18 protein-coding genes, 1 tRNA gene and 1 pseudogene are annotated in these 21,887 nt (G+C 49.4%); 8 read left to right on the top strand and 12 right to left on the bottom strand.

Features of this window, described 5'->3' with window-relative positions; all coding sequences use genetic code 11:
• Positions 1 to 21: 21 nt before the first annotated feature.
• Genes coaBC through HCX92_RS10605 form a run of 4 tightly spaced genes read right to left on the bottom strand, consistent with a single transcriptional unit; the run spans position 22 to position 5,536 of the window.
• Entirely contained in the window at positions 22 to 1,218 is a 1,197-nt protein-coding gene (coaBC, locus tag HCX92_RS10620; RefSeq protein WP_169294938.1) for a bifunctional phosphopantothenoylcysteine decarboxylase/phosphopantothenate--cysteine ligase CoaBC, read from the bottom strand.
• A complete protein-coding gene (gene lspA, locus HCX92_RS10615) occupies positions 1,215 to 1,727 on the bottom strand; it encodes a signal peptidase II (RefSeq protein ID WP_169294937.1) in 513 nt (170 codons plus the stop codon). Before lspA ends, coaBC begins: the two co-directional genes overlap by 4 nt.
• Entirely contained in the window at positions 1,720 to 4,581 is a 2,862-nt protein-coding gene (gene ileS / locus HCX92_RS10610; protein ID WP_169295009.1) for an isoleucine--tRNA ligase, read from the bottom strand. The genes lspA and ileS overlap by 8 nt, the downstream gene beginning before the upstream one ends.
• Entirely contained in the window at positions 4,571 to 5,536 is a 966-nt protein-coding gene (locus tag HCX92_RS10605; protein WP_169294936.1) for a bifunctional riboflavin kinase/FAD synthetase, read from the bottom strand. Before HCX92_RS10605 ends, ileS begins: the two co-directional genes overlap by 11 nt.
• Positions 5,537 to 5,583: 47 nt before the next feature.
• Here HCX92_RS10605 and purN point away from each other — a divergent pair, with 47 nt between their 5' ends.
• The 6 genes and pseudogenes from purN to HCX92_RS10575 form a co-directional block, all read left to right on the top strand.
• Positions 5,584 to 6,246, top strand: a complete 663-nt coding sequence (purN, locus tag HCX92_RS10600) for a phosphoribosylglycinamide formyltransferase (RefSeq protein WP_169294935.1) — start codon at positions 5,584 to 5,586, stop codon at positions 6,244 to 6,246.
• Between the two features lie 5 nt (positions 6,247 to 6,251).
• The gene (locus HCX92_RS10595; protein ID WP_169294934.1) at positions 6,252 to 7,724 is read left to right on the top strand and encodes an RsmB/NOP family class I SAM-dependent RNA methyltransferase; all 1,473 of its coding nucleotides are present in this window, start codon (positions 6,252 to 6,254) and stop codon (positions 7,722 to 7,724) included.
• Positions 7,725 to 8,009: 285 nt separating this feature from the next.
• Complete coding sequence (locus HCX92_RS10590) at positions 8,010 to 9,212, top strand: fatty acid desaturase (RefSeq protein WP_169294933.1); 1,203 nt, start codon at positions 8,010 to 8,012, stop codon at positions 9,210 to 9,212.
• A complete protein-coding gene (locus tag HCX92_RS10585; protein WP_169294932.1) occupies positions 9,209 to 11,476 on the top strand; it encodes a UvrD-helicase domain-containing protein in 2,268 nt (755 codons plus the stop codon). Before HCX92_RS10590 ends, HCX92_RS10585 begins: the two co-directional genes overlap by 4 nt.
• Positions 11,477 to 11,775: 299 nt before the next feature.
• A tRNA-Val gene (locus tag HCX92_RS10580) sits at positions 11,776 to 11,852 on the top strand.
• 242 nt (positions 11,853 to 12,094) lie between these two features.
• Positions 12,095 to 12,745: pseudogene (locus HCX92_RS10575) on the top strand (IS3 family transposase); the annotation flags it as partial.
• Between the two features lie 149 nt (positions 12,746 to 12,894).
• Here HCX92_RS10575 and HCX92_RS10570 read toward each other — a convergent pair.
• The 4 genes from HCX92_RS10570 to HCX92_RS10555 all read right to left on the bottom strand — a co-directional run bounded on the left by HCX92_RS10570 (position 12,895) and on the right by HCX92_RS10555 (position 16,518).
• On the bottom strand, positions 12,895 to 13,380 hold the full coding sequence (locus HCX92_RS10570) for a DUF934 domain-containing protein (protein ID WP_169294931.1): 486 nt from the start codon (positions 13,378 to 13,380) through the stop codon (positions 12,895 to 12,897).
• Positions 13,364 to 15,394 carry a DUF2849 domain-containing protein gene (locus tag HCX92_RS10565; RefSeq protein ID WP_169294930.1) on the bottom strand — a complete coding sequence of 677 codons (2,031 nt, stop codon included), beginning with the start codon at positions 15,392 to 15,394 and terminating at the stop codon, positions 13,364 to 13,366. The genes HCX92_RS10570 and HCX92_RS10565 overlap by 17 nt, the downstream gene beginning before the upstream one ends.
• A 546-nt stretch (positions 15,395 to 15,940) precedes the next feature.
• Entirely contained in the window at positions 15,941 to 16,177 is a 237-nt protein-coding gene (locus HCX92_RS10560; protein WP_169294929.1) for a hypothetical protein, read from the bottom strand.
• A 107-nt stretch (positions 16,178 to 16,284) separates the two neighbouring features.
• Complete coding sequence (locus HCX92_RS10555; protein WP_169294928.1) at positions 16,285 to 16,518, bottom strand: DUF333 domain-containing protein; 234 nt, start codon at positions 16,516 to 16,518, stop codon at positions 16,285 to 16,287.
• Between the two features lie 509 nt (positions 16,519 to 17,027).
• Between HCX92_RS10555 and HCX92_RS10550 the strand changes: the two genes are divergently transcribed.
• A complete protein-coding gene (locus HCX92_RS10550) occupies positions 17,028 to 17,396 on the top strand; it encodes a single-stranded DNA-binding protein (RefSeq protein WP_169294927.1) in 369 nt (122 codons plus the stop codon).
• A gap of 77 nt (positions 17,397 to 17,473) precedes the next feature.
• Here HCX92_RS10550 and HCX92_RS10545 read toward each other — a convergent pair whose 3' ends face one another.
• On the bottom strand, positions 17,474 to 17,725 hold the full coding sequence (locus HCX92_RS10545; protein ID WP_169294926.1) for a hypothetical protein: 252 nt from the start codon (positions 17,723 to 17,725) through the stop codon (positions 17,474 to 17,476).
• Between the two features lie 190 nt (positions 17,726 to 17,915).
• Here HCX92_RS10545 and HCX92_RS10540 point away from each other — a divergent pair, with 190 nt between their 5' ends.
• Positions 17,916 to 18,362: a PaaI family thioesterase gene (locus HCX92_RS10540; RefSeq protein ID WP_211182365.1), complete on the top strand. Its 447-nt coding sequence runs from the start codon at positions 17,916 to 17,918 to the stop codon at positions 18,360 to 18,362.
• Positions 18,363 to 18,410: 48 nt separating this feature from the next.
• Here the strand turns inward: HCX92_RS10540 and HCX92_RS10535 are convergent, their stop codons facing one another.
• The 3 genes from HCX92_RS10535 to HCX92_RS10525 all read right to left on the bottom strand — a co-directional run bounded on the left by HCX92_RS10535 (position 18,411) and on the right by HCX92_RS10525 (position 21,852).
• Complete coding sequence (locus HCX92_RS10535; RefSeq protein ID WP_169294924.1) at positions 18,411 to 19,133, bottom strand: hypothetical protein; 723 nt, start codon at positions 19,131 to 19,133, stop codon at positions 18,411 to 18,413.
• Between the two features lie 170 nt (positions 19,134 to 19,303).
• On the bottom strand, positions 19,304 to 21,229 hold the full coding sequence (locus HCX92_RS10530; RefSeq protein ID WP_169294923.1) for a TRAP transporter large permease subunit: 1,926 nt from the start codon (positions 21,227 to 21,229) through the stop codon (positions 19,304 to 19,306).
• Positions 21,226 to 21,852: a TRAP transporter small permease subunit gene (locus HCX92_RS10525; protein WP_169294922.1), complete on the bottom strand. Its 627-nt coding sequence runs from the start codon at positions 21,850 to 21,852 to the stop codon at positions 21,226 to 21,228. Before HCX92_RS10525 ends, HCX92_RS10530 begins: the two co-directional genes overlap by 4 nt.
• Between the last annotated feature and the right edge of the window lie 35 nt (positions 21,853 to 21,887).

Below are 21,887 nucleotides of genomic sequence, written 5' to 3'. Positions count from 1 at the left end.
GTTAATCCTGAAAAAGGGCTTTTATGCCGACAGTTTCAAGGCAATATGTTTAATCAATTGGCGTGAGGCGGCCAGTTTGGGTAGGGTAGGCAGTTGTTGGTGACCGTTTTCTTCAAACAAAACCATGGTGGTGGAGTCGGCGTCCATCACGTCTTGGGCCAGATTGCCGACCAGCAAGGGAATATTTTTACGTTGGCGTTTGCTTTCGGCATATTCCAGCAGGTTTTCGGTTTCAGCCGCAAAACCGACACACCAGGGGCCATTTTCAAGCGCAGCCACCGAGGCAAGAATGTCCGGATTGGGGGAAAATTGAAGGTCCATACCCGTGTTTTCGGTTTTTTTGATTTTGTTTTGCTGGAAATTGCTGACATGCCAGTCGGCAACCGCAGCGACCGAAATGAAAATATCAGCCTCATGGGCGTGTTGCATGACCTGATCGTACATTTGTCTGGCAGTCATGACGGATATGCGTTGTACATCATAAGGGGCATCAAGCGCAGTGGGGCCGGAAACCAGGGTTACCCGGGCGCCGGCTTCGCGGGCAGCGCGGGCAATGGCATAACCCATCTTGCCGGATGAACGGTTGGTGATCATGCGAACCGGATCGATGGGTTCGGCCGTGGGGCCTGCGGTAATGAGCACGTGTTTGCCATGCAGAAGCTTTTCCTGGAAAAATGCAATGGTTTCATTCACGATTTCATGAGGTTCGAGCATGCGTCCGCTACCGGTTTCGCCGCAGGCCTGCGAACCACTGCCTGGCCCCCAGACAGCAGTGTTGTCGTGCAGTAATTGCAGTATGTTGCGTTGGGTAGCCGGGTGTGCCCACATTTCCCGGTTCATGGCAGGAACCACGATAAGCGGGCAGTTGCCTTTGGCCAGGCACAGGGTGGAAAGCAGGTCATCGGCCAGGCCATGGCTGAGTTTCGCGATGAAATCGGCACTGGCTGGTACGATAATGATGGCATCGGCCTGGCGGCTTAAATTGATGTGTGCCATGCTGTTGGCCATGCGGGCATCCAGTGTTTCGGTATAAACCGGGTTGCCGGACAGGGCCTGGAAGGTGGTGGGCGTGACGAACTGGGTGGCGGCATCGGTCATGACCACGGTAATCGTGGCACCGTGATCCATGAGTCGGCGGGTAAGCTCTGCCGCTTTATAGCAGGCAATGCCACCGGTAATACCCAAAACGATGCGTTTGCCGGAAAGGTCAGGATTCATGCTTGCTCTTGTTTGGTACGACGTATACGAAGGATCTCATCAAGAATGAGAAAGACAGCCCCTATGGTAATACAAATGTCTGCGACATTGAAGGCCGGGAAATAAGCATTCCCCCAATAAAATAGAAGAAAATCAACGACATGGCCATAAACCAGGCGATCGATGACGTTACCGAGCGCGCCGGCCATAATAAGGGTAAGGGAAAAACAAAAAAACGTTTGCGTTTTGTGTTTTTTTAACAAATGCAGGATAAACCCGGTGGCCCCCAGGCCAAGAACCAGGAAAAACCAGCGTTGCCAGCCGCTCCCATCGGCCAGCAGGCTAAAGGCAGCTCCCTGATTGTAAACCAGAATGAAATCAAAGAAAGGTAGGATACTCAGCCTTTCCAGATAGTCAAAATTGTGTTCAAAATACAGTTTGCTGGCCTGGTCCAGGGCAATCAGGAAAAGCGTGCAGGCAACCCATATGCCATAGGCTACGGGTCGTTTGCCGTTATGCTGGTCAGGCATATTCACGCGCCTCGCCGTCTCCGTACAGGTTGTCTACGCAACGGGAGCAAATGCCGGGATGTTCCGGGTGGCTGTTGACGTCTTCGCGATAATGCCAGCAACGCTCACATTTTTCATGTCCGGAGGGTGCGATTTCGAAACGGAGCTCTCCGTTTGAGGCATGTACGGTTGCGCGCGACACAATGAAAATGAAGCGCAGGTCATCGTTCAGGCTTTGCAGCCAGGCCAGGTCCTGTTCACTTGCGTAAATGTCCACTTCAGCCTGCAGGGCGGAGCCAATCTGGCCGGCACTGCGCAGGTCTTCAAGCTGCTTGTTCAGTTCTGCCCTGATTTCAAGCAGGCGTGTCCATTTGGCAATTAATGCTTCGCTATCCTGAGGAACAGGCACATCATGGTAGACCTCGGTGAAAATGGTTATACGGTCGGCTAGTTCGGTATTTTTCAGGGTGGATTCACGCAGGACAGCCCAGGCTTCTTCTGCCGTAAATGACAGGATGGGAGCCAGCAATTTAAGCAGGCTGAACGTAATGTGCAGCAGGGCGGTTTGGGCAGAGCGACGAGCCAGGCTGTCTTTGCCGCTGGTATACAAACGGTCTTTCAGGGTATCCAGGTAAAATGCACCCAGGTCTTCCGAGCAGAAAATCTGCAACCTTGCCACGGCGGGGTGGAAGTTCAGCTCTTCATAATTCGCCAGCACTTCGTCTTGCATGGCTTTGGTAAACGCCAGTGCATAGCGGTCCACTTCAAACATTTGTTCAAGGTTGACCTGGTCTTTGGCAGCATCAAAATCATTCAGGTTACCCAGCAGGAAGCACAGGGTATTGCGAATACGGCGGTAACTTTCAACTACACGCTTCAGGATCTGGTCGGAAATGGACAGTTCACCGGAGTAGTCGGTGGCAGCTGTCCACAAGCGGATGATTTCAGCACCCAAAGAGTCGGAGACTTTTTGCGGAGCAATCACGTTACCGACTGATTTACTCATTTTCCGGCCCTGGCCGTCAACCACAAAGCCATGGGTCAGCAAGCCCTTGTAGGGGGGCTGGCCAAACATCATGGAAGAGGTGAGCAGGGAAGAGTGGAACCAGCCACGGTGCTGGTCGGAGCCTTCCAGGTACAGGTCGGCGGGCCAGCGCAGGGTGTCGGCGTGGGAGCCATTGCAAACATGGTCTTTGCCACCCATTACTGTAAAGTGTGTGGTGCCCGAATCAAACCAGACATCCAGGGTGTCACGGTTTTTCTCGTATTGATCGGCCTCTTCACCCAGCAATTCTTTGGGGTCCAACGACTGCCAGGCCTCGATGCCTTCTTTTTCAACCCGTTGGGCAACCAGTTCCAGCAACTCAACGCTGCGTGGGTGGAGCTCACCGGTTTCCTTGTGAACGAAGAATGCCATGGGAACGCCCCACTGGCGTTGACGTGACAAGGTCCAGTCGGGACGGTTGGCAATCATGGCATGCAGGCGGGCGCGACCCCAGGCAGGATAAAAACTGGTGGCCTCGACGCCAGCCAAGGCTTTTTCACGCAGCGTGGCCGAGCCGTCTTTGGGCTGGCGGTCCATGCCGGCAAACCATTGGCTGGTGGCGCGGTAAATAATCGGGGTTTTGTGGCGCCAGCAGTGCATGTAACTGTGTTTCAGGGACTCGACTTTAATAAGTGTGCCAGCCTCTTTCATGGTTTCCACAATTTTGGGGTTGGCATCCCAAATGGAGAGACCGCCAAACAGGGGCAGACTGCTGGCATATTTGCCATCGGCCATGACAGGGCTGATGATGGCGTCGTCTTTAATGCCATTGGCCTTGCAGGAAATGAAGTCTTCAATACCGTAAGCGGGAGCCGAGTGAACAATACCGGTACCGGCATCTACCGTGACGTAGTCACCCAGATACATGGGGGACAAACGGTCATAACCGGCATCGGTCCGGTAAAGCGGGTGGTGGAAAGCGATGTGGTCAAGGGCTGCACCAGTACAGCGGGCCTCAATGGTGCCTTCCAGATTCCAGGCGGCAAGGCAGGCTTGCACCCGTTCCGTGGCCAGCAGCAACAAAGGGCCGGCAGGCAGGGAAGGGGTGACACGCACCAGCGAGTATTCAAGCTCGGGGTGGATGTTAAGCGCCATGTTGGACGGAATGGTCCAGGGCGTGGTGGTCCAGATGACCACGGCGCCATCGTCGATATGGTCAAGATTGAAGGCTTTGGCCAGTTTGTCTTTTTCAGCAAATGGGAAAGCGACATCAATGGCCGGGTCTTTGCGATCCTGGTATTCAACCTCGGCCTCGGCCAGGGCCGAACCGCAGTCAAAACACCAGTTGACCGGTTTGAGTCCGCGGAAAATATAACCTTTGTCCAGAATGTCAGCCAGGGCACGGATTTCATTGGCCTCGTTGGCGAAATTCATGGTCAGGTAGGGGTTGTCCCATTCACCCAGTACCCCCAGCCGTTTGAAGTCTTTGCATTGACGGTCTATTTGTTCGTAGGCATAGGCACGGGCCTTGGCCTGCACCTCGGCCACGGGCAGGTGTTTGCCGAATTTTTTCTCTATCTGGATTTCGATGGGCATGCCGTGACAGTCCCAGCCAGGCACGTAAGGGGCATCGTAGCCCGCCATGTTGCGGCTTTTGAGAATGATGTCCTTGAGGATTTTATTAACCGCGTGGCCAATGTGAATGTCACCGTTTGCATACGGCGGGCCATCATGCAAAATAAACGTTGGCCGGCCTTTGCTGGCTTTGCGAATAGCTTCGTAAACTTTATTTTCTTCCCACTGTTTAACCCATTCAGGTTCGCGTTTGGGCAGGTTGCCACGCATAGGGAAAGGAGTTTCGGGCAAATTTAAAGTGTTTTTATAGTCCATGGACAGCAAAATAGTTACGAGCGATGCGCTCATCGTTGCGGATGGCATCGATCATTGTGGGTAAATTGGGAAATTTTTCTTCATCCCGCACGTAGTGCAGGAATGCGACAGTAATAAGTTTACCGTATGCGGCTACGGTTTTATCCAGAATATGTACTTCGAGCAATACTTTGCCATCGGATTCAACGGTGGGTCGTACGCCCAGGCTGGCAATGCCCGGAAGGGTTTGCCCGTCCAGACCTTTGACAGCAACAACGTAAATGCCCGAACGCAAGGCGCAACGTGGCATGGCACGCAGGTTCAGGGTTGGGTAACCAATCGTGCGGCCCAATTTTTTTCCGTGAATCACATGGCCACTGATTTCGTAGGGCCGTCCCAGATAACTGTTGGCGCGATCAAGATCGCCAAAGGCAAGTGCATTGCGCAGTTCGGTACTTGAATAGCGCTGGTTGTTCTTGTCCAGGACGTCTTCAAGTGTTTCCACTTCAAAACCAAAGTGTGAGGCGGCATCGCGCAAAAGTGCAATATCACCGACGCGTTTCTTGCCAAAACGAAAATCGACACCGACATACAACCATTTGGTTTTCAGTCGACGTACCAGGATATCCTCAATGAATTGCTCTGCACCAAGGGTGGCAAATTGCTGATTGAATCGGTTCAGGAAAACCTGCTCTATACCGGCATTGGCCAGGGCGGCCATTTTGTCACGCAGTGATGAAATCCGGGTGGGTGCCAGTTCGGGGCGCTGTTCAAGGAAGGCAAAATATTCCCTGGGGTGTGGTAAAAATGTCATGACCGATGGGGCCAGATTTTTTTCTTTTGCCACCTGGACAACGCGCGCGAGCAGACGCTGGTGTCCTAAATGGACCCCATCGAAGTTGCCGATAGTTAATGCGCTTGCCCGTTGTTGGGAAGCGGGGAAAGCATTACGATAAAGATTAATAGTATTTTTCACGAATAACAGTTTACAATTTTACGCTTCATTAAGAAGGAAGTTATGCTGTGACTGTTGTAAATCAATCACCCAAACGTTTTGTTCTGCTGATTTCGGGCCGGGGCTCGAATATGCAGGCTATTGTTAATATGGCCAAAAACCGGCCAGACATCCATGTTGCGGCTGTTATTTCCCACTCAAGGAATAGCAAGGGTCTTGAATGGGCTAAAGAGCAGGGTATTAATGTACACGAAATCCTGAACAAGGATTATGATTCGCGCGATGCATTCGATCAAGCCCTGCAGGAAGTTATTGATGCCCATCGTCCCGACTATGTATTGCTGGCCGGTTTCATGCGCATTCTGACCGAAAAATTCGTGCATCATTACCATGGTCGGCTTATTAATATTCATCCTTCCCTGTTGCCAGCCTTTCCCGGATTGGATACGCACCAGCAGGCGCTGGATGCAGGTGTGATGCTGCATGGCTGCACCATTCATTTTGTCACACCGGTGCTGGATCATGGTCCCATCATTGCACAGGCGGCCGTGCCCGTGCTTAAAACCGATACCGCCGATGCGCTGGCGCAACGGGTACTGGGTATGGAACACATAATGTTTCCAGCCGTTGTGGGCTATTTGGCAGAAGATATTGTAAAACTGGGCGATAATGGCAAGGTTGTTTATAAACGTGAAGTGCCTTCACTGTTCATGTTTTCAGAAAAAGGATAATTAAAATGAGATCAAGTGCCACCTCACGCAGCCGGCAGGGTTCTGCCGGCAGAAGAAAAGGCCCTGAAAAGCCTGTTGTCAAAGCCCCGGTTTATGCCGTACGCATAGAGCAGGTTAAAACCGTTTTTGCCGAAGTGCAAAAATGGAAATTTCCGGCTGATGCGGTATTGTCTGCCTGGTTCCGGATGAACAAGTCATTGGGCAGTCGTGATCGTGCCGAAGTGGCCGAGGCTGTTTTTGATATTTTGCGTAACTTGCGCCGTTACCGGCAATTTGCCGAAAGTGGCGTTGGTTCATCATTGCAGCGCCTGGCGATTCTGGGCCTTTCTTCAACCCTGGGGCATGATGCCATCCGCGCTGTGCTGACCGATGAGGAAAATGCCTGGCTTGAGCATTTGCAAACCATTGATCTGAATGCCTTGTCACCCGCCGTGCGGGGTAGCCTGCCCGATTGGCTGTATGAGCACTTCAGCATGCTTGATAATGCAGAGTCCTTAATGTCAGCGATGAATGAAAAGGCTCCTCTTGATTTGCGCGTCAACACTTTCAAAACCGACCGAGACACTGTTCTGGCCGCTTTCAAAGACTCGCCGGCAGAGTCGTTCAACCCACAGCCCACGCCATATTCACCTTGGGGAATCCGTCTTAATGGCAAGCCGGCCATTAACCGCTGGCCTTTGTTTGAAAACGGTTCCCTGGAAGTGCAGGATGAGGGCAGTCAGATACTTGGCATGCTGGTGAGTCCGCGTCGTGGCGATATGGTCATTGATTTTTGCGCCGGTGCTGGTGGGAAAACCCTGTTGCTGGGAGCGCTTATGCGTTCAACCGGCCGTCTTTACGCTTTTGATGTGTCTGCGGCCCGTTTGGCAAAAGCCAAGCCGCGCATTGCCCGCAGTGGTTTGTCCAATGTGACGCCGGTTGTGATTGCCAATGAAAATGATGCGCGTGTGAAACGTTTGGCCGGTAAGGCACACCGCGTGCTGGTGGATGCGCCTTGTACAGGCATGGGCACCTTGCGTCGCAATCCCGATCTTAAATGGCGCCAGACACCCAGAGATGTGGCTGAATTGACAGCCCTGCAGGCCAGCATTCTGGCCAGTGCCTCGCGCTGTGTTGCACCCGGGGGGCGTTTGGTTTATTCAACCTGCAGCGTTCTTCCTGAAGAAAATGAGCAACAGATTGAGCGCTTCCTGCAAAATCATCCGGATTTTACATTGTTGCATGTGAATCAGGTGTTGGGTGATCGTTGTCCTGATCTGGTTATGGAAAATGAGTATCTTCGCCTGCGTCCGGATGTTCACGGTACCGATGGCTTTTTTGCGGCAGTGCTTGAGCGTCGTAAAAAAGAGGAAATGGCCGTAAAAAAAGAGGCAGCTGAAATTACCCCTGATACCCAAGCGCCAGACTCAGCGGTACAAGAGGCTGCCGAAGCAGACTCATCCGTGGTTGTTAGTGAGGAAAGCCCGGAAAAAGCGTAGTATTGGCAGGTAGAATTAAATGGCTGGTTTTTTATTTTAAGCAGGAAAAACCGGCCATTCATTTTGCGTTGCGCAGGTAAACATGCCATAATGATTCGTTAATCAAATCAATCTGTTATTTAATTTCTCAATTGATTGGATAGATTTAAATGTTTATATTGTTTTCACTGTCAATGGTAATCTGTTGAAGCAAGTAAACAGGGCTGGAGCCGAACTTTTATTTTGTTTGTCACTCCAACCCGAAGCAGTGAAATAATTGTTTTTTTAGGAGACCTGATAAGGTTTATGGATAGTATTCTTGATTTTGTGGCGGGTGGCTTGTTGCAGTTGTCCTGGTGGCAACTTGTTCTTGTGACACTGGTTCTTACGCACATTACTATTGTGTCGGTAACCGTTTTCCTGCATCGCAGCCAGGCTCACCGCGGTCTGGATCTTCACCCGGCCATTGCCCATTTCTTCCGCCTTTGGCTATGGCTAACTACTGGCATGGTAACCAAAGAGTGGGTGGCCATTCACCGCAAACACCATGCAAAGTGTGAAAAAGAAGGTGATCCGCATTCACCTATGGTTTATGGCATAGAAAAGGTCATGTGGAAAGGCGCGGAATTGTATCGCGAGGAAGCCGCCAACCAGGAAACCCTGAAACGTTATGGTCATGGAACCCCCAATGACTGGCTGGAGCGTAATGTTTACTCCCGTCATCCTGGGCTGGGCATTATGTTGACCCTGATTGTTGATGTGCTGCTGTTCGGTGCCGCCGGTTTAACGGTCTGGGCCGTGCAAATGGCTTGGATCCCGTTCTGGGCGGCCGGTGTGGTAAACGGTTTGGGGCATTATATCGGCTATCGGAATTTCTCCAGTCCCGACACCAGTACAAATCTGTTCCCGATTGGTATTCTGATCGGGGGCGAAGAACTGCATAATAATCACCACGCTTATGGCACATCAGCCAAGTTCTCCAGCAAGTGGTATGAGTTTGATATTGGCTGGCTTTATATCAAATTAATGACTTATCTGGGCCTGGCCAAGGTGCGTAAAGTGGCCCCCAAACTCAAACTTGAGAAATCCAATCAGGTCACTGAAAAAACCTTGCAGGGTGTCATTACACATCGTTATGAAATCATGACCCGCTATGCCGATTTACTCAAGAAAACGGCTCAGGCTGAAATTGATCGTCTGAAAGGCGTCAAGGATAGCCTTAGTGCCCAGCAGGCAGCGTTGCTGAAAACGGTGGCCGATCGCATTACGCAGGCAGAGCAGTCCCTGAAACCAACCGAAAAAGAAGAGCTTGAGCAGGCACTGTCCCAAAATAAAGTCCTGGCAACCCTGGTTAATATGCGTGATGAACTTACCCGTGTCTGGGCAAGCTCTACGGCAAGCAGTGAACAACTGTTGCAAGACCTGCAGGCCTGGTGCCAGCAGGCCCGGCAAAGTGGCATCAAGAGTCTTGAGCAATTTGCCTTGCGCCTGCAACGTTACGCGGCATGATCGATCAGCTCAACCCCGAACAGCGTACTGCGGTCACCTCTTCAGCGCAGTACGCGCTGGTTCTGGCGGGTGCAGGAAGTGGTAAAACCAAGGTTCTGACCACACGTATGGCCTGGCTCATTCAAACGGGACAGGTTTCGCCTTATGGTTTGCTGGCGGTTACCTTTACCAATAAAGCCGCCAAGGAAATGCTTGCCCGTTTAACGGGCATGTTGCCCATCGATGCCCGTGGCATGTGGATTGGGACTTTTCATGGTCTGTGCAATCGTCTTTTGCGTGCCCATTACCGTGATGCGGGTCTGCCCCAGGGTTTCCAGATCCTTGATATGGCCGATCAGCTGTCGGCCATCAAGCGCCTTATAAAAACCGCCAACATTGATGACGAAAAATTTCCGGCCAAAGACGTGCAGCGTTTCATTAACGGCGCCAAAGAAAAGGGTGAACGTCCTGAAACCATGGAGGTATGGGATGCACATCGCCAGCGGATGGTGGATATTTACCAGTTGTACCAGGAACAGTGCCAGCGTGAAGGTGTTGTTGATTTTGCCGAATTGCTGTTGCGTGCCTACGAATTGCTAAGCAGAAATGCGCTCGTTCGCGAGCATTACCAGCGTCGCTTCAGACATATTCTGGTGGACGAATTCCAGGACACCAATGATTTGCAGTACAAGTGGCTGTGTCTGCTTGCCGGCCAGCAGGCTTCCCTGTTTGCCGTGGGTGATGATGATCAGTCAATCTACGCATTTCGGGGGGCCAATGTGGGCAATATGGCCGCCTTTGAGCGTGATTACGCCAAAGGCAATATTATCCGCTTAGAGCAAAATTACCGCTCTTATGGCAACATCCTGGATGCGGCCAATGCCTTGATTGAACACAATAATGATCGCATGGGTAAAAACCTGTGGACCGATCGCGGTGCCGGTGAGCCCTTGCGCATCATAGAGCAGCCAACCGATTTGCAAGAATCGCAATGGCTGCTGGAAGAGATCAAGGCGCTGCTTAACGAAGGGCGGGCCAGAAGTGATATTGCCATTCTGTATCGCAGCAATGCCCAGTCGCGTACCATAGAGCATGCGCTGTTTTCTGCCCGTATTCCCTATAAAGTTTATGGTGGCTTGCGCTTTTTCGAGCGTCAGGAAATCAAGCATGTGCTGGCCTACCTGCGCCTGGTGTCCAATTTGGGTGACGATACGTCTTTCATGCGGGTCGTCAACTTTCCCACGCGCGGTATTGGTGCCCGTACCCTTGAAAACCTGACTGATGCGGCACGTCAGATTGGTTGCAGCATGGCACATGCCATTGGCGCAGTTTCCGGAAAAGGCGGAAGCAATCTTGCCTCGTTTGTGCAGCTGATCAAGCAAATGGCAGAGGTAGGGAAAACCGTCACCTTACCCGAACTGGTGCAGCACGTTATTGAAACCTCAGGATTAAAACAGCACTACGAAAAAGAGCGTGAGGGGGCGGAACGCCTGGAAAACCTGAGTGAATTGATCAATGCGGCAACCGTATTTTCGCTTGAAGAAAATTACGAAGGCATGCCGGCCGGCAAGGCGGTAGAGCCTCCGGCTTCCGTTGATCCGGACATCATGTTCCAGGAAGCCATTTCTCCGTTGGCGGCGTTTTTGTCCCATGCTTCCCTGGAAGCCGGCGATAACCAGGCCAAGGCCGGGGAAGATGCCATCCAGCTCATGACGATTCATGCTGCCAAAGGCCTTGAGTTTGATGTGGTGTTTATTACCGGTGTGGAAGAAGGGCTGTTTCCCCATGAAAACAGCCTGCTGGCCGATGGCGGGCTTGAGGAAGAGCGTCGTCTGATGTATGTGGCCATCACCCGTGCCCGGGAACGCTTGTATATCAGTATGGCGCAAAGTCGAATGCTGCATGGACAAACCCGTTATTCCATCCGCTCCCGTTTTCTGGATGAACTGCCTGAAGCCTGCATTAAATGGTTAACCCCCAAGGTTGCCACTTACGCTGCAAGCCAGAATGGCTGGGCAGGTGGGCAATCCCGCCAGCGTGATGCTTTTGGGCGTCCGGAAAGCGGGATTCTGTCACCTCGTGCACCGCGCGCCGTAAGCAGTGGGGTGCAGGTTGGACAACAACAATTCAAGGTTGGCCAAGGTGTGCGTCACGCCAAGTTTGGTGATGGAACCATTATTAACTTGAGTGGTCAAGGTAGTGATGCCCAGGCTCAAATCATTTTCCAGAACGCGGGGGCCAAAACCCTGGCATTGGGTATTGCCAAGTTGGAAATTATTGCCTGATCGATATGTCAAAATTTACAGGGGTTTTTATAGACCCCTTCATCAAACGAAGGTGGAAAATGAAGAGAACCCTATTGCTATCATGTTGTTTATTAGGGCTTTTGGCAGGTTGTGCCTCTGGTTCCGGAGACACCTCATTAAATCGCTCCAAAGTAGAGGTGTACGGAGTCATGGATGTTGGTGTGGGGTATAGCAGCCAAAAAACAACAATTTCCAAATAAATGACTGGGTGATTAATTGCTCTGTCGCTGGGACTTGACAGAATTTTGGTTGATACCTATAATTATATTCTTTCTTGCAGGCGGTTAGCTCAGTTGGTTAGAGCGCTACGTTGACATCGTAGAGGTCGCTGGTTCGACTCCAGTACCGCCTACCAAATGCTTAAAGACAAGCAAGGAAAACATAAGACAAGACCCCGATAAATCAAGCATTTACGGGGTTTTTTGTTGTCTGGACGGGGTATAAGTTAAGACAAAAAGGTACTTGAAGATACCCCCTTATGGGGGTACATTTGGGGGCATGATCTGATACCCCCTGATGGAGATACCCCCAATGGCACTGACTGATACCAAAATAAAGAATGCAAAGCCCGAAGAAAAGCCTTACAAGATGGGTGATGCCGATGGGCCTTGTGAGGTCTGGTGTTGGGATATTACTTACTGCCCATCAACGGTACGAGGGCAGTTTTACTATCTTTACCTGTTTGAAGACCTGTACAGCCGTAAGATCGTGGGGTATGAAGTCCATGAGGCTGAGAGCGGTGAATATGCTGCTCAACTGCTTCAACGTTGTCTGTTGCGTGAGCAATGCCTGCATCAACCCCTGATTCTGCATTCAGACAATGGGGCGCCGATGAAAGCACAAACCATGAAGGCCAAACTCGAAGAATTAGGCGTCTTGCCTTCCTACAGTCGTCCCCGTGTCAGTAATGACAATGCATTTGTGGAGTCCCTGTTCAGGGTGCTGAAATACCGTCCACAGTGGCCATCAAACGGGTTTGCTTCGCTACATGAGGCACGGCAATGGGTTGAGCGTTTTGTAAGCTGGTACAACACCGAGCATCGTCATAGCAAACTCAACTTCGTGACGCCCCAGCAACGGCATAACGGTAAAGACACTGCATTACTGGCTCAACGCCAGGCAATACTGGAGCAGGCCAAGCTGCGTAACCCCTCACGCTGGGGAACACGCCCAGTCAGAAATTGTGAGCCGATTGGACCTGTCACGTTGAACCCTGAAAAAGAGATGAAGATGCAACAAGCTGCTTAAGACAAAAAACAGTGACAACTACCTTGACAAACACCGGCAGTAAAAAGGCTTGCAGCAATGTGCAAGCCTTCTTTGATTTAGGCGGGACGGAAGGTAATTGAACCCAACCGCTGCCTGTTTAATAAAAATTTCCCTGGCGCAGTTTTATCCTATGAGCCATAAGCGCCAACCAACCTGTTCAACAGGTTGCCTGGTGCCGTGCTGGCTTTACGCGATTCCGCCAGCTGAGCGGCTTGCACCCAGCGCGCTTCAGGGAAGGTTTTTGCCACTTTGGCGCTACTGAATCCGCAGGTAAGCATGGCGGTAAACTGGTCAGGCAAAACATGGCCACCGGCTCGTATATCACCTTTAAATTGATAGCGTTCGCGAATCAGTTTGGCTTGTGTAAAGCCGCGACCATCCCTGAATTTAGGAAAATCAATCAGAACCAGTTCCACCTGTGGCAAGAGCGCAGCAATGTCGGCCGCATTATTGCCGGGGTTTAACCAAATTCCTTTGCGAACCGGCTGGTTTGCAATTTCAGCCCATCTGTCCAGTGTAATGACAATACTGCCCTCGGTGGGAAGCGCATCTTCAGCACCGATATATTGCCATTCGTCCTGGGTGTGTTTTCCAAATTTATTTACCAGCAACATTTAGTGCCTCCTTAAAGGGTGCAGCGCCAATACGGTGATAGGTCTGCAGGAAAGTTTCATCGTTGTTGCGGCGTTCACGCAGATAAATATTCATGATTTCTTCGATAACCACAGGAACGTCTTCAAAAGTGACGGAAGAGCCCAGGATTTTGCCAACCACCGCATTTTCATCGGCAGAGCCACCTAACGTGATTTGGTAGAATTCCTGGCCGTTTTTGTCCACACCCAAAATGCCAATATTGGCAATATGATGGTGGGCGCATGCATTGATACAACCAGAGATATTAAGGGTAAGTTCGCCCAGATCGTGTTCAATTTTCTTTTTATGAACCATGATCGCAATTTCCTGGGCAACTGGAATAGAGCGGGCGTTGGCCAGGCTGCAGTAGTCCATGCCCGGGCAGGCAATCATGTCGGTAATCAGGCCGATATTGTCGGTGGCCAGATTGGCACTGAGCAGTGTTTGCCAAACTTCAAAAAGATCTTCTTTTTTTACATGTGGCAGAACCAGATTCTGTTCGTGCGTTACCCTGATTTCATTCAGTGAATATTTTTCAGCCAGATTGGCAACCAGGTCCATTTCATCAGCCGTCAGATCGCCAGGGATACCGCCCTGTGGTTTCAGGGAGATCACCGCGCTGAGATAGGCGGATTGCTTGTGCGGATGGGTGTTTTGTTTAACCCAGCGGGCAAAGGCCGGATTGTTGGCCAGTGATGCCTCGAATACGGGGAAACTGTTGCTGCCTGTTTCGAAGGACGGCACCACAAAGCGGGCATTGAAATGCGCAACCAGCTCATCGCTGACCAATGGCCGGTCATCAGGCAGGGCCTCAAATTCCTCTTCGATCATGCGGATGAAGTTTTCTGGCTTCAGTTCCCGGATCAGGATTTTGATGCGTGCCTTGTACAGGTTGTCACGACGTCCCAGGGCATTGTAAACACGGACAATCGCTTCAACATATTTAATCAGATCTTGCTGTGGTAACCATGATCTTACCTTGGTGGCCACAATAGGTGTTCTGCCCAGGCCGCCACCGGCGTGGACTTCAAAACCGATTTCGCCAGCCTCGTTTTTCAGGACACGCAAGCCAATGTCATGCAGCCGGATAGCGGCTCTGTCATTGGCACTGCCAGTGATGGCAATCTTGAACTTGCGGGGCAAATAGGTGAATTCAGGATGATCGGTAGACCACTGGCGCAGGATTTCCGCATATACACGAGGATCGATATCTTCATCAAAAGCCGCACCGGCAAACTGGTCGGTGGTGACGTTGCGGATGCAATTGCCGCTGGTCTGGATGGCATGCAAGTCGACATCGGCCAGGGCGGATAAGGCATCGGCCGCCTGATCCAGCCGTATCCAGTTAAGCTGTATGTTCTGACGAGTGGTGAAATGGCCATAACCCTTGTCGTAGGTGCGAGCCACATAAGCCAGTTGTTTTAATTGTTCGGCACTTAGTGTGCCATAAGGGATGGCTACCCGGAGCATGTAGGCATGAAGCTGCAAATACAGACCGTTCATCAAACGGTAGGTTTTGAATTCATCTTCGTTCAGCTCACCGCTTAAACGGCGTTGAACTTGCTCACTAAAAAAACGGGCACGGTTTTTCAGGAAGGCATGTTCATTGTCATCATATTGGTAAATGCCCGCCTTGCTGTTGGCCTGACGCGGTTGAAGGGTTTGGCTGAAGGCAGGGTTACCGTTTTCGCCATTGCCGGACTGCTTGCCCAGATCGGGCCGAACGGAGGGGCCTTTGCTGCGGATACGTTCTTTGTAATCACAGGGTACGGGGATATCGTTTTCGCGGGTGGCGGGTAACTCCTGCACACCAACAATGAAATTATGGTCGCTGGCCTGTTGTGCGGCATCGCGCGCGGCCGCTATGTTTTCCTGATTGAATAATGAGGCTGACTGCAAATCCTGCACCCACTCATTGTTTTGTCCCAGCCAGACAACAATTCCATCATGCAGGCGGTTTGCCGAGAAAAGTGTCAATTCAGCCGTATTGCTCATTTATAAACTCCTTGAGCACTACATATTATTGCAATACCCATATTCATCATAAAAACCACGGGAAGATGTTCAGTTTTCGTTTGTGTTCAATGTATAAAGGAAAATGGGAGGCATCAGTCCGATCGTTGAAAGGTGTGATGAACTTTAATGTTATAAGAAACAGTTATATATAAATAATTGTTATGCATATAATTAAAATTCATACTATCTAATAAAGGATAAAAATTTTATTTATACTCTATACGCTTTTTCTGACTTTCTCTATAGTCTTTATATAAAAATAAATCATAAAGAAAGACTTGTTTGCTATAAATAAGAATTAACGGGCTTTGCGACAGGGCGGGGGATTCGGCAGATGGACAAGGGGGCTGATTCAAGGTTGCCGATTGTTGTTTTTTATGCCGAAAAAATACGCATGAAAGGCTGGCTGGGTAAAGGAAGAGAGCTTAGTGCGCCAGTAAGACAACTGGCGCGAAGTAAGGCTTTTGTCAGGAGGAACCACCACCTAATCTGTAAGGCTTAGAGGGGGAATGTGGCAGGACTTATTCAATTAATAACCAGTTTGATGGTTGATACTGGAATATTGGCGTTATCCAAGGCTTCATCAATTAGTTCTTCAGGGGTTTTGGGGGACGCCGCGGTTTGGTCGGTGGGATCAATTTCGAGCTTTTTTATTAGCAGTTTTTTGATTTCAAGAATATTTTGCGGCACAGGATCACTTGGATCCAGTGTCAGTTTTTCAGTCATGCCGTCCATGTTTTCGTAGGAGATATAACGTGTCATAGAGTATTGCCTCATAAAAGTGTGAAATCTGCCATATAACGGCAGGTTAATAAGCAGTGTATATCAAGTGTGACCGGAGGCCACTTGATGGGGGTGTTTATTATGCTTCAGGGGGTTTTGGTAACCTGGTAGTGTTGACGGTAAAACTCCCATTCGTCAACTTCTGTCCCGTCTGGAAATTGACAGATTCCGTATTGGGCATTTGTTCCTTGTTTGATAATTACTTTGCCACCTTTTTGTTGGCACAACATTGAAGCGGGGTTAGCCATTTCAACGGGTAGGCTGGAGGCACAGGCGGAAAGCGCCAGTACACCTAAAACAAGATATCGTGTGATTTTCATAATGTATTTCCTGGTGCAGGCCCGCCCGATGCATGGTCAGATACCGCACTGTTTCGAAAAATCCTGGTGAAGAAAAACGGGATGACCAGGAAGAGGAACCGATATATGGAAATAATAGGGAAGTTTTAATGGTAAGTAAAGATTTCAGGAGGTGGAATGAAGAGGTAAGCCAGGATAAAAAGAACGGACACATGAAAAATCATGGTCCGCTTAAAAATATCGGTGTTAGCCGACTACGGTGTAGCCTCTATTCTAAGTGTGTTTATGTGTTTTTTATATTGATATAAATCAAGCTCATAGAGGTATTAAACAAGAAAAAGCATCGAAATTTAAAGTTTTATTTGGGAGTTGTTTTATTTTGAAATGATTGGGGTTTATATCTTTTTATTTCAGGTAAGACAGAAAACACAAGTGAATAAACAGGTATGATCAATGCACAAGTTTCACAATGATCGCATAAGCACTTTTTGTGATAATGATAAATTTATTCAGCAAGATGGAATCAGAAAATGATTGATGGATTGATCACCGGAAAAATATTCGGGCAGCCCAGGCAGGGGCAGGGTAAGAATGGTTCATATGTGACGGCCAAGGTACGGGCGACCACTGAACAGGACACAATATTTGTAAATATTATTTGTTTTAACCAGCAAGCCTGCACGCAGTTGCTGGCCTTGCAGGATGGGGACAGCGTTTCGGTGGCTGGTTCTCTAACACCACGGGTATGGGATTCTCAGGATGGTCCCAGGCCTGTTCTGGATATGGTTGCCCATGCAGTCCTGTCGGTGTATCACATAAAAAAGAAACGGGATGAAGTGCAAGGCATCAGAAATCAAGCCCGGCAGGAAGATTTCAATGATGATTTTGATAATGAATAATCGAGTGTCTTGATATTTTTTTCAAGATAAAGAAAGAGCTCATGTACCGGGCGTAAATGGAAAGACAGGGCCGGCGTTTAGGCAATTTTCACCAAACTGTATTCGGGCGCGATGCGACTGGATTGAAAAATACCAACTTCCAGAAACTCCATCAGCTGGTTGCTGAGCAGGTTGGGCACCCAGGAAGTGGTTGCTTTATTCCAGGTGGGCTTATTAAGATAAGCAAACAAGGTACCATTTTTATCAATGGCCAAATATTTGTAGCCCTCTGGAACATTTATCTTGAAATTAAAATATGTGATGATGTTTTCTTTGGGTGTAAATGTCATTTTCTTGGGGGGGGGGTTCGCGTTGCATCAATGAAATATGAGGCCTTGATATGATTTGTGAAAACCTCAAATCCGAGCTTAAGTCAATAAGCAAGAATGTAAATCAAATTTCCGGGTATTCATTATTGATGTCATTAATATTAATGATATTTGACATTTTCATCTGAAAGTCCGGAAACCCTTGGTATTCATGTGCTTGAATGGATATAAAAATACAGGAGATAACAGCGTGGCTTCAAAAGAAGAAATTATCACTTTCCTGAAAAATGATTTTCCACAGAATAAATGCATTGTGGAAAGCGTTGGTGAACGATTTTCCAGGATAAAATGGCCGGTCAGTTATGAAGATCTGCGGCCAGGTGGCACCGTATCAGGGCCTTCGTTAATGACCGTGGCCGATGTTGCCTTGTATGTTGCCATTTTGGGTGAAATCGGGATTGTTCCGTTGGCCGTTACCACTAATCTGAATATGTCTTTTCTAAGAAAGCCGGCACCCGATAAAGACCTGATTGCCGAGTGCCGACTTATCAAGTTGGGCAGAACGCTGGCGATGGGTGATGTTTTTATTTACTCAGAAGGGGGTGAGCAGGCTGTGGCGCATGCGGTGGGTACTTATGCCATTCCGGCTCAGGAGTAACCAAGTCGGGGTCACTCTCATTGATCCGGTAAAGCCCGCTGAGGATGATCAGGTATCCGGTCTGTCAGAGTGATGGACGTCAAGCAGTGCTTTGATGGCTGTTTGGGTTTTGATGGCAAGACCCAGAGTGTGGGCGTAATATTCGCATACGGTATGGTAGTTTAGGTAAGCAAGGTCTTCCTGATTGCTTATTTCTTCGGGCAATAGCATGAGTTGTTCATGAATGTCACAGGCTTGTTCAACTGAACAGGCAGAATGGAGAAAGGGATATTCATCTTTTTCCCAGTGCCAGAAACTGGAAATCTGTTCGATCCCGGTTAATTGTTGAAAGTAATGATCCAGTTGTCGGGTGCCAGCTGGATAGGTGTTGAATATTCTATTGGATACTTCGTAATTGAAGTAATTGGCAACATGATCACGCCATTGATCATCGGCCAGTGACCAAATCGCCAGTTTATCTTTGTTGTCCAGAATGTCTCGGGCAATAGCTTGCTTTATGGGCAGGGGCAGGTGTGCGGATGAAGGGATGGTATCGACCAGATGGACAAGTGCTTCCTGGCCCAGGTTGAAATAAAAGGCTTTCCAGTAGTTGCAAAGTAAAACCGTAATGGATTTGAGCAAAGGGGTTGCAGCGCTATCCGGTTCATTGGAGGCGAGCTCCAGCAAAGGATAAATGTCATCACTAATGTTTTTAATGAAGGTAGTGGTGGCTACCGGACAAAATAACGCTTCGTTTTCCATGTTGTCAACTTCTGTGATGGTTTGCTTCATCAGTATCCTTTCTGTTAATGCGGCAATTATACAAGTTATGCGGCAGATGGATATACCTGTTTCAGGATTCCTGCGGGCAATTGCGGATATTTAAGTTGTGAGTTGATGGTGTACAAAAAAATAAATACCGCCGTAAAGGCGGTATCAAGGCAGTTTGGGAGTAGGACGGTTTATTTGTATAAAACCTCGGGCAGCCACAAACCAATTTGCGGGAATACATAAAGCAGAATGAGTGCAAAAATCTGAATTCCCATAAACGGTAGCATGCCAAGAAATATCTGGTTCAGGGTCACATGTGGTGGCGCCACGCCTTTCAGGTAAAAGGCGGACATGGCCACTGGGGGTGAAAGGAAAGCGGTTTGCAGGTTGAGGGCAACCAGAATGCCAAAAAACAGTGGATCGATATTGTAATGAGCCAGCAAAGGCAGGAAGATGGGCATGAAGATCACAATGATCTCTGTCCACTCAAGTGGCCAGCCCAGCAGGAAAATAACAATTTGCGCCATTATCATGAATTCAACAGGCGTTAAATCCATTGACAATACCCAGGCGTTGATAATTTCCTGGCCACCGAGCAGGGCAAAAGCGGCAGAGAAAATACTGGAACCCACAAAGAGCCAGCATACCATTGCGCTGGTTTTTGCCGTCAGGTACATGGACTCCTTGAGCATGGACATATTCAGTCGCCGGTAGGCAAAGGCCAGCAATAACCCGCCAAATGCCCCCATGGCAGCCGCTTCGGATGGTGTGGCAAAGCCAAACACAATGCTGCCCAAGACAGCCAGGATAAGAATGGCCAGTGGGAAGAAGGAGGCCAGGAGCATTTTGAAAATTTCCAGCCGGGCAAAGGTAAAAAATGCATAAAAGATAAACAGCATGACCAGAGCGGCAAAGAAAATAATCCAGAAAGTCATGGGGGCGCTGGTTCTGCCCAGTTCGTCAGCGATTAAGGTTTCAGTGGTGGTAACCTCTTCTGCGGTGGCTTGTGCCATTGGCTCTGCCCCGGGGGGCTCATTCAGGGCACCGGGTGGCTCAGCCAGCCCACCCGCGCCAGGGGGCTCAGCCAGGCCACTGCCGTAACTGTCAGACAGGGTATCAAAGGAGCCAAATCCCATTTCTTGCAATTCATTGGTTTGTTGTGGTGCAGAGGCGGTGACTATTGTATAGGTGATACCCATGGCACCAAAGAAAACGATGGCGGGCAATAAAGTGATGAAAAGCTGATACAGCAGGGACTTTGCCGGTATGTCAACATTGCGCTTGCCCTTAAGGGCACTTAACAGGCCCGGCAGGGCTTTGTTGCTGATGGAATTTTTAATGTTTTCGGCAAAATCGGGCAGGGAAACGCGTCTTTCTTCCTCGGACAAAGGAGGAGCCAGCTTGGGGTTGAGTTTGGCCATGATGATGACGTAAACAACATAAAGCACGGCCAGCATAATGCCAGGAAAAAAGGCGGCGGCATACAGCTTGACTACTGATACGCCCGCAACAGCGCCATACACAATCAATAGTACCGAAGGCGGAATCATGATGCCCAGGCATCCGCCAGCGGTAATGGCACCGGCAGAAAGTTTAACGTCATAACCGGATTTCAGCATGGCCGGCAAGGCTAGCAAACCCATTAAAGTTACCACTGCGCCAACAATGCCGGTGGCCGTGGCAAAAACCGCACAGGTAATAATGGTGGCAACCGCCAAAGAGCCGGGTATGCGAGCCATGACCAGATGCATGCTTTTGAAAAGTTTTTCAATCAGGTTGGCGCGTTCAACCAGGTACCCCATGAAAATGAATAAAGGCACGGCAATGAGGACATCATTGGTCATAACGGCGTAGGTGCGCAGAACCATCAAGTCAAGCGTTTGTTCCACTGCCAGCCGTGTGCCCATATCCTGGTAGGCATATAGGGTAAAGCCAACGCCCATGCCCATTAGGGTAAAAGCGGTGGGGAACCCCAGCATGATGGCCACAACAATCAGGGCCAGCATGAGCAAGCCCATATGCCCATTAGTGATATCCGCCGGGGCGGGCATGAAAATAACCAAGGTGATAATAATGCCAAATAATATGGTAAGTCCGAACCAGGCTTCTTTTTTCATGGTTGATTCCTGTTTTTATCTGTTATGTATTCATCTGCTTGAATAATGTCTTGCGTTGAAACATGAACCATGTTTTTCAGCTTATCAACATCAACCTCTTCCACATCAATGTTCCGTGATGGCCATTGCCCCTTTTTCAGGCACATGATGCATCTGACGACTTCCACAAATCCTTGCAAAAACAAGGCAAAACCGGCAATGGGAATAATGGCCTTGAATGGATAGATAGGAGGGCCATCGGCCGTAATGGTGGAGTGTTCATTGATCACCCACGATTCGGAGGCGTAGTTGTAACCTGCCCAAACCAGGGCAATAATGCCGGGAAAGAAAAAAAGAAAATAAAGGATAAGATCCAGGCTGGCCTGCAGGCGAACCGGAAAAAAACCATACAGGACATCACCGCGAACATGGCCGTTTTTTCCTAGCGTATAAGCACCGGCCATCATGAATAGTGCACCGTATAGCATGTTCATGACATCAAATGCCCAGGCATGGGGTTGATGCAATGCATAACGTGAAAAAACTTCGTAGGTAACAAAAAGCGTGAGGATAAGGGCGCACCAACTGAATAGTTGGCCAATTAATGTGTTGACTTTATCAATAAAGCGCAATATTTTTCGCATACGAATTCGCCTGGCAGTATTGATCCATGGATGTC

Origin of the sequence: Advenella sp. EE-W14, from assembly GCF_012923605.1 — a bacterium.
Lineage (GTDB): Bacteria > Pseudomonadota > Gammaproteobacteria > Burkholderiales > Burkholderiaceae_B > Advenella > Advenella alkanexedens.
Note: the sequence above shows the minus strand (reverse complement) of the source record. Positions and strands in the feature narration are given on the sequence as shown.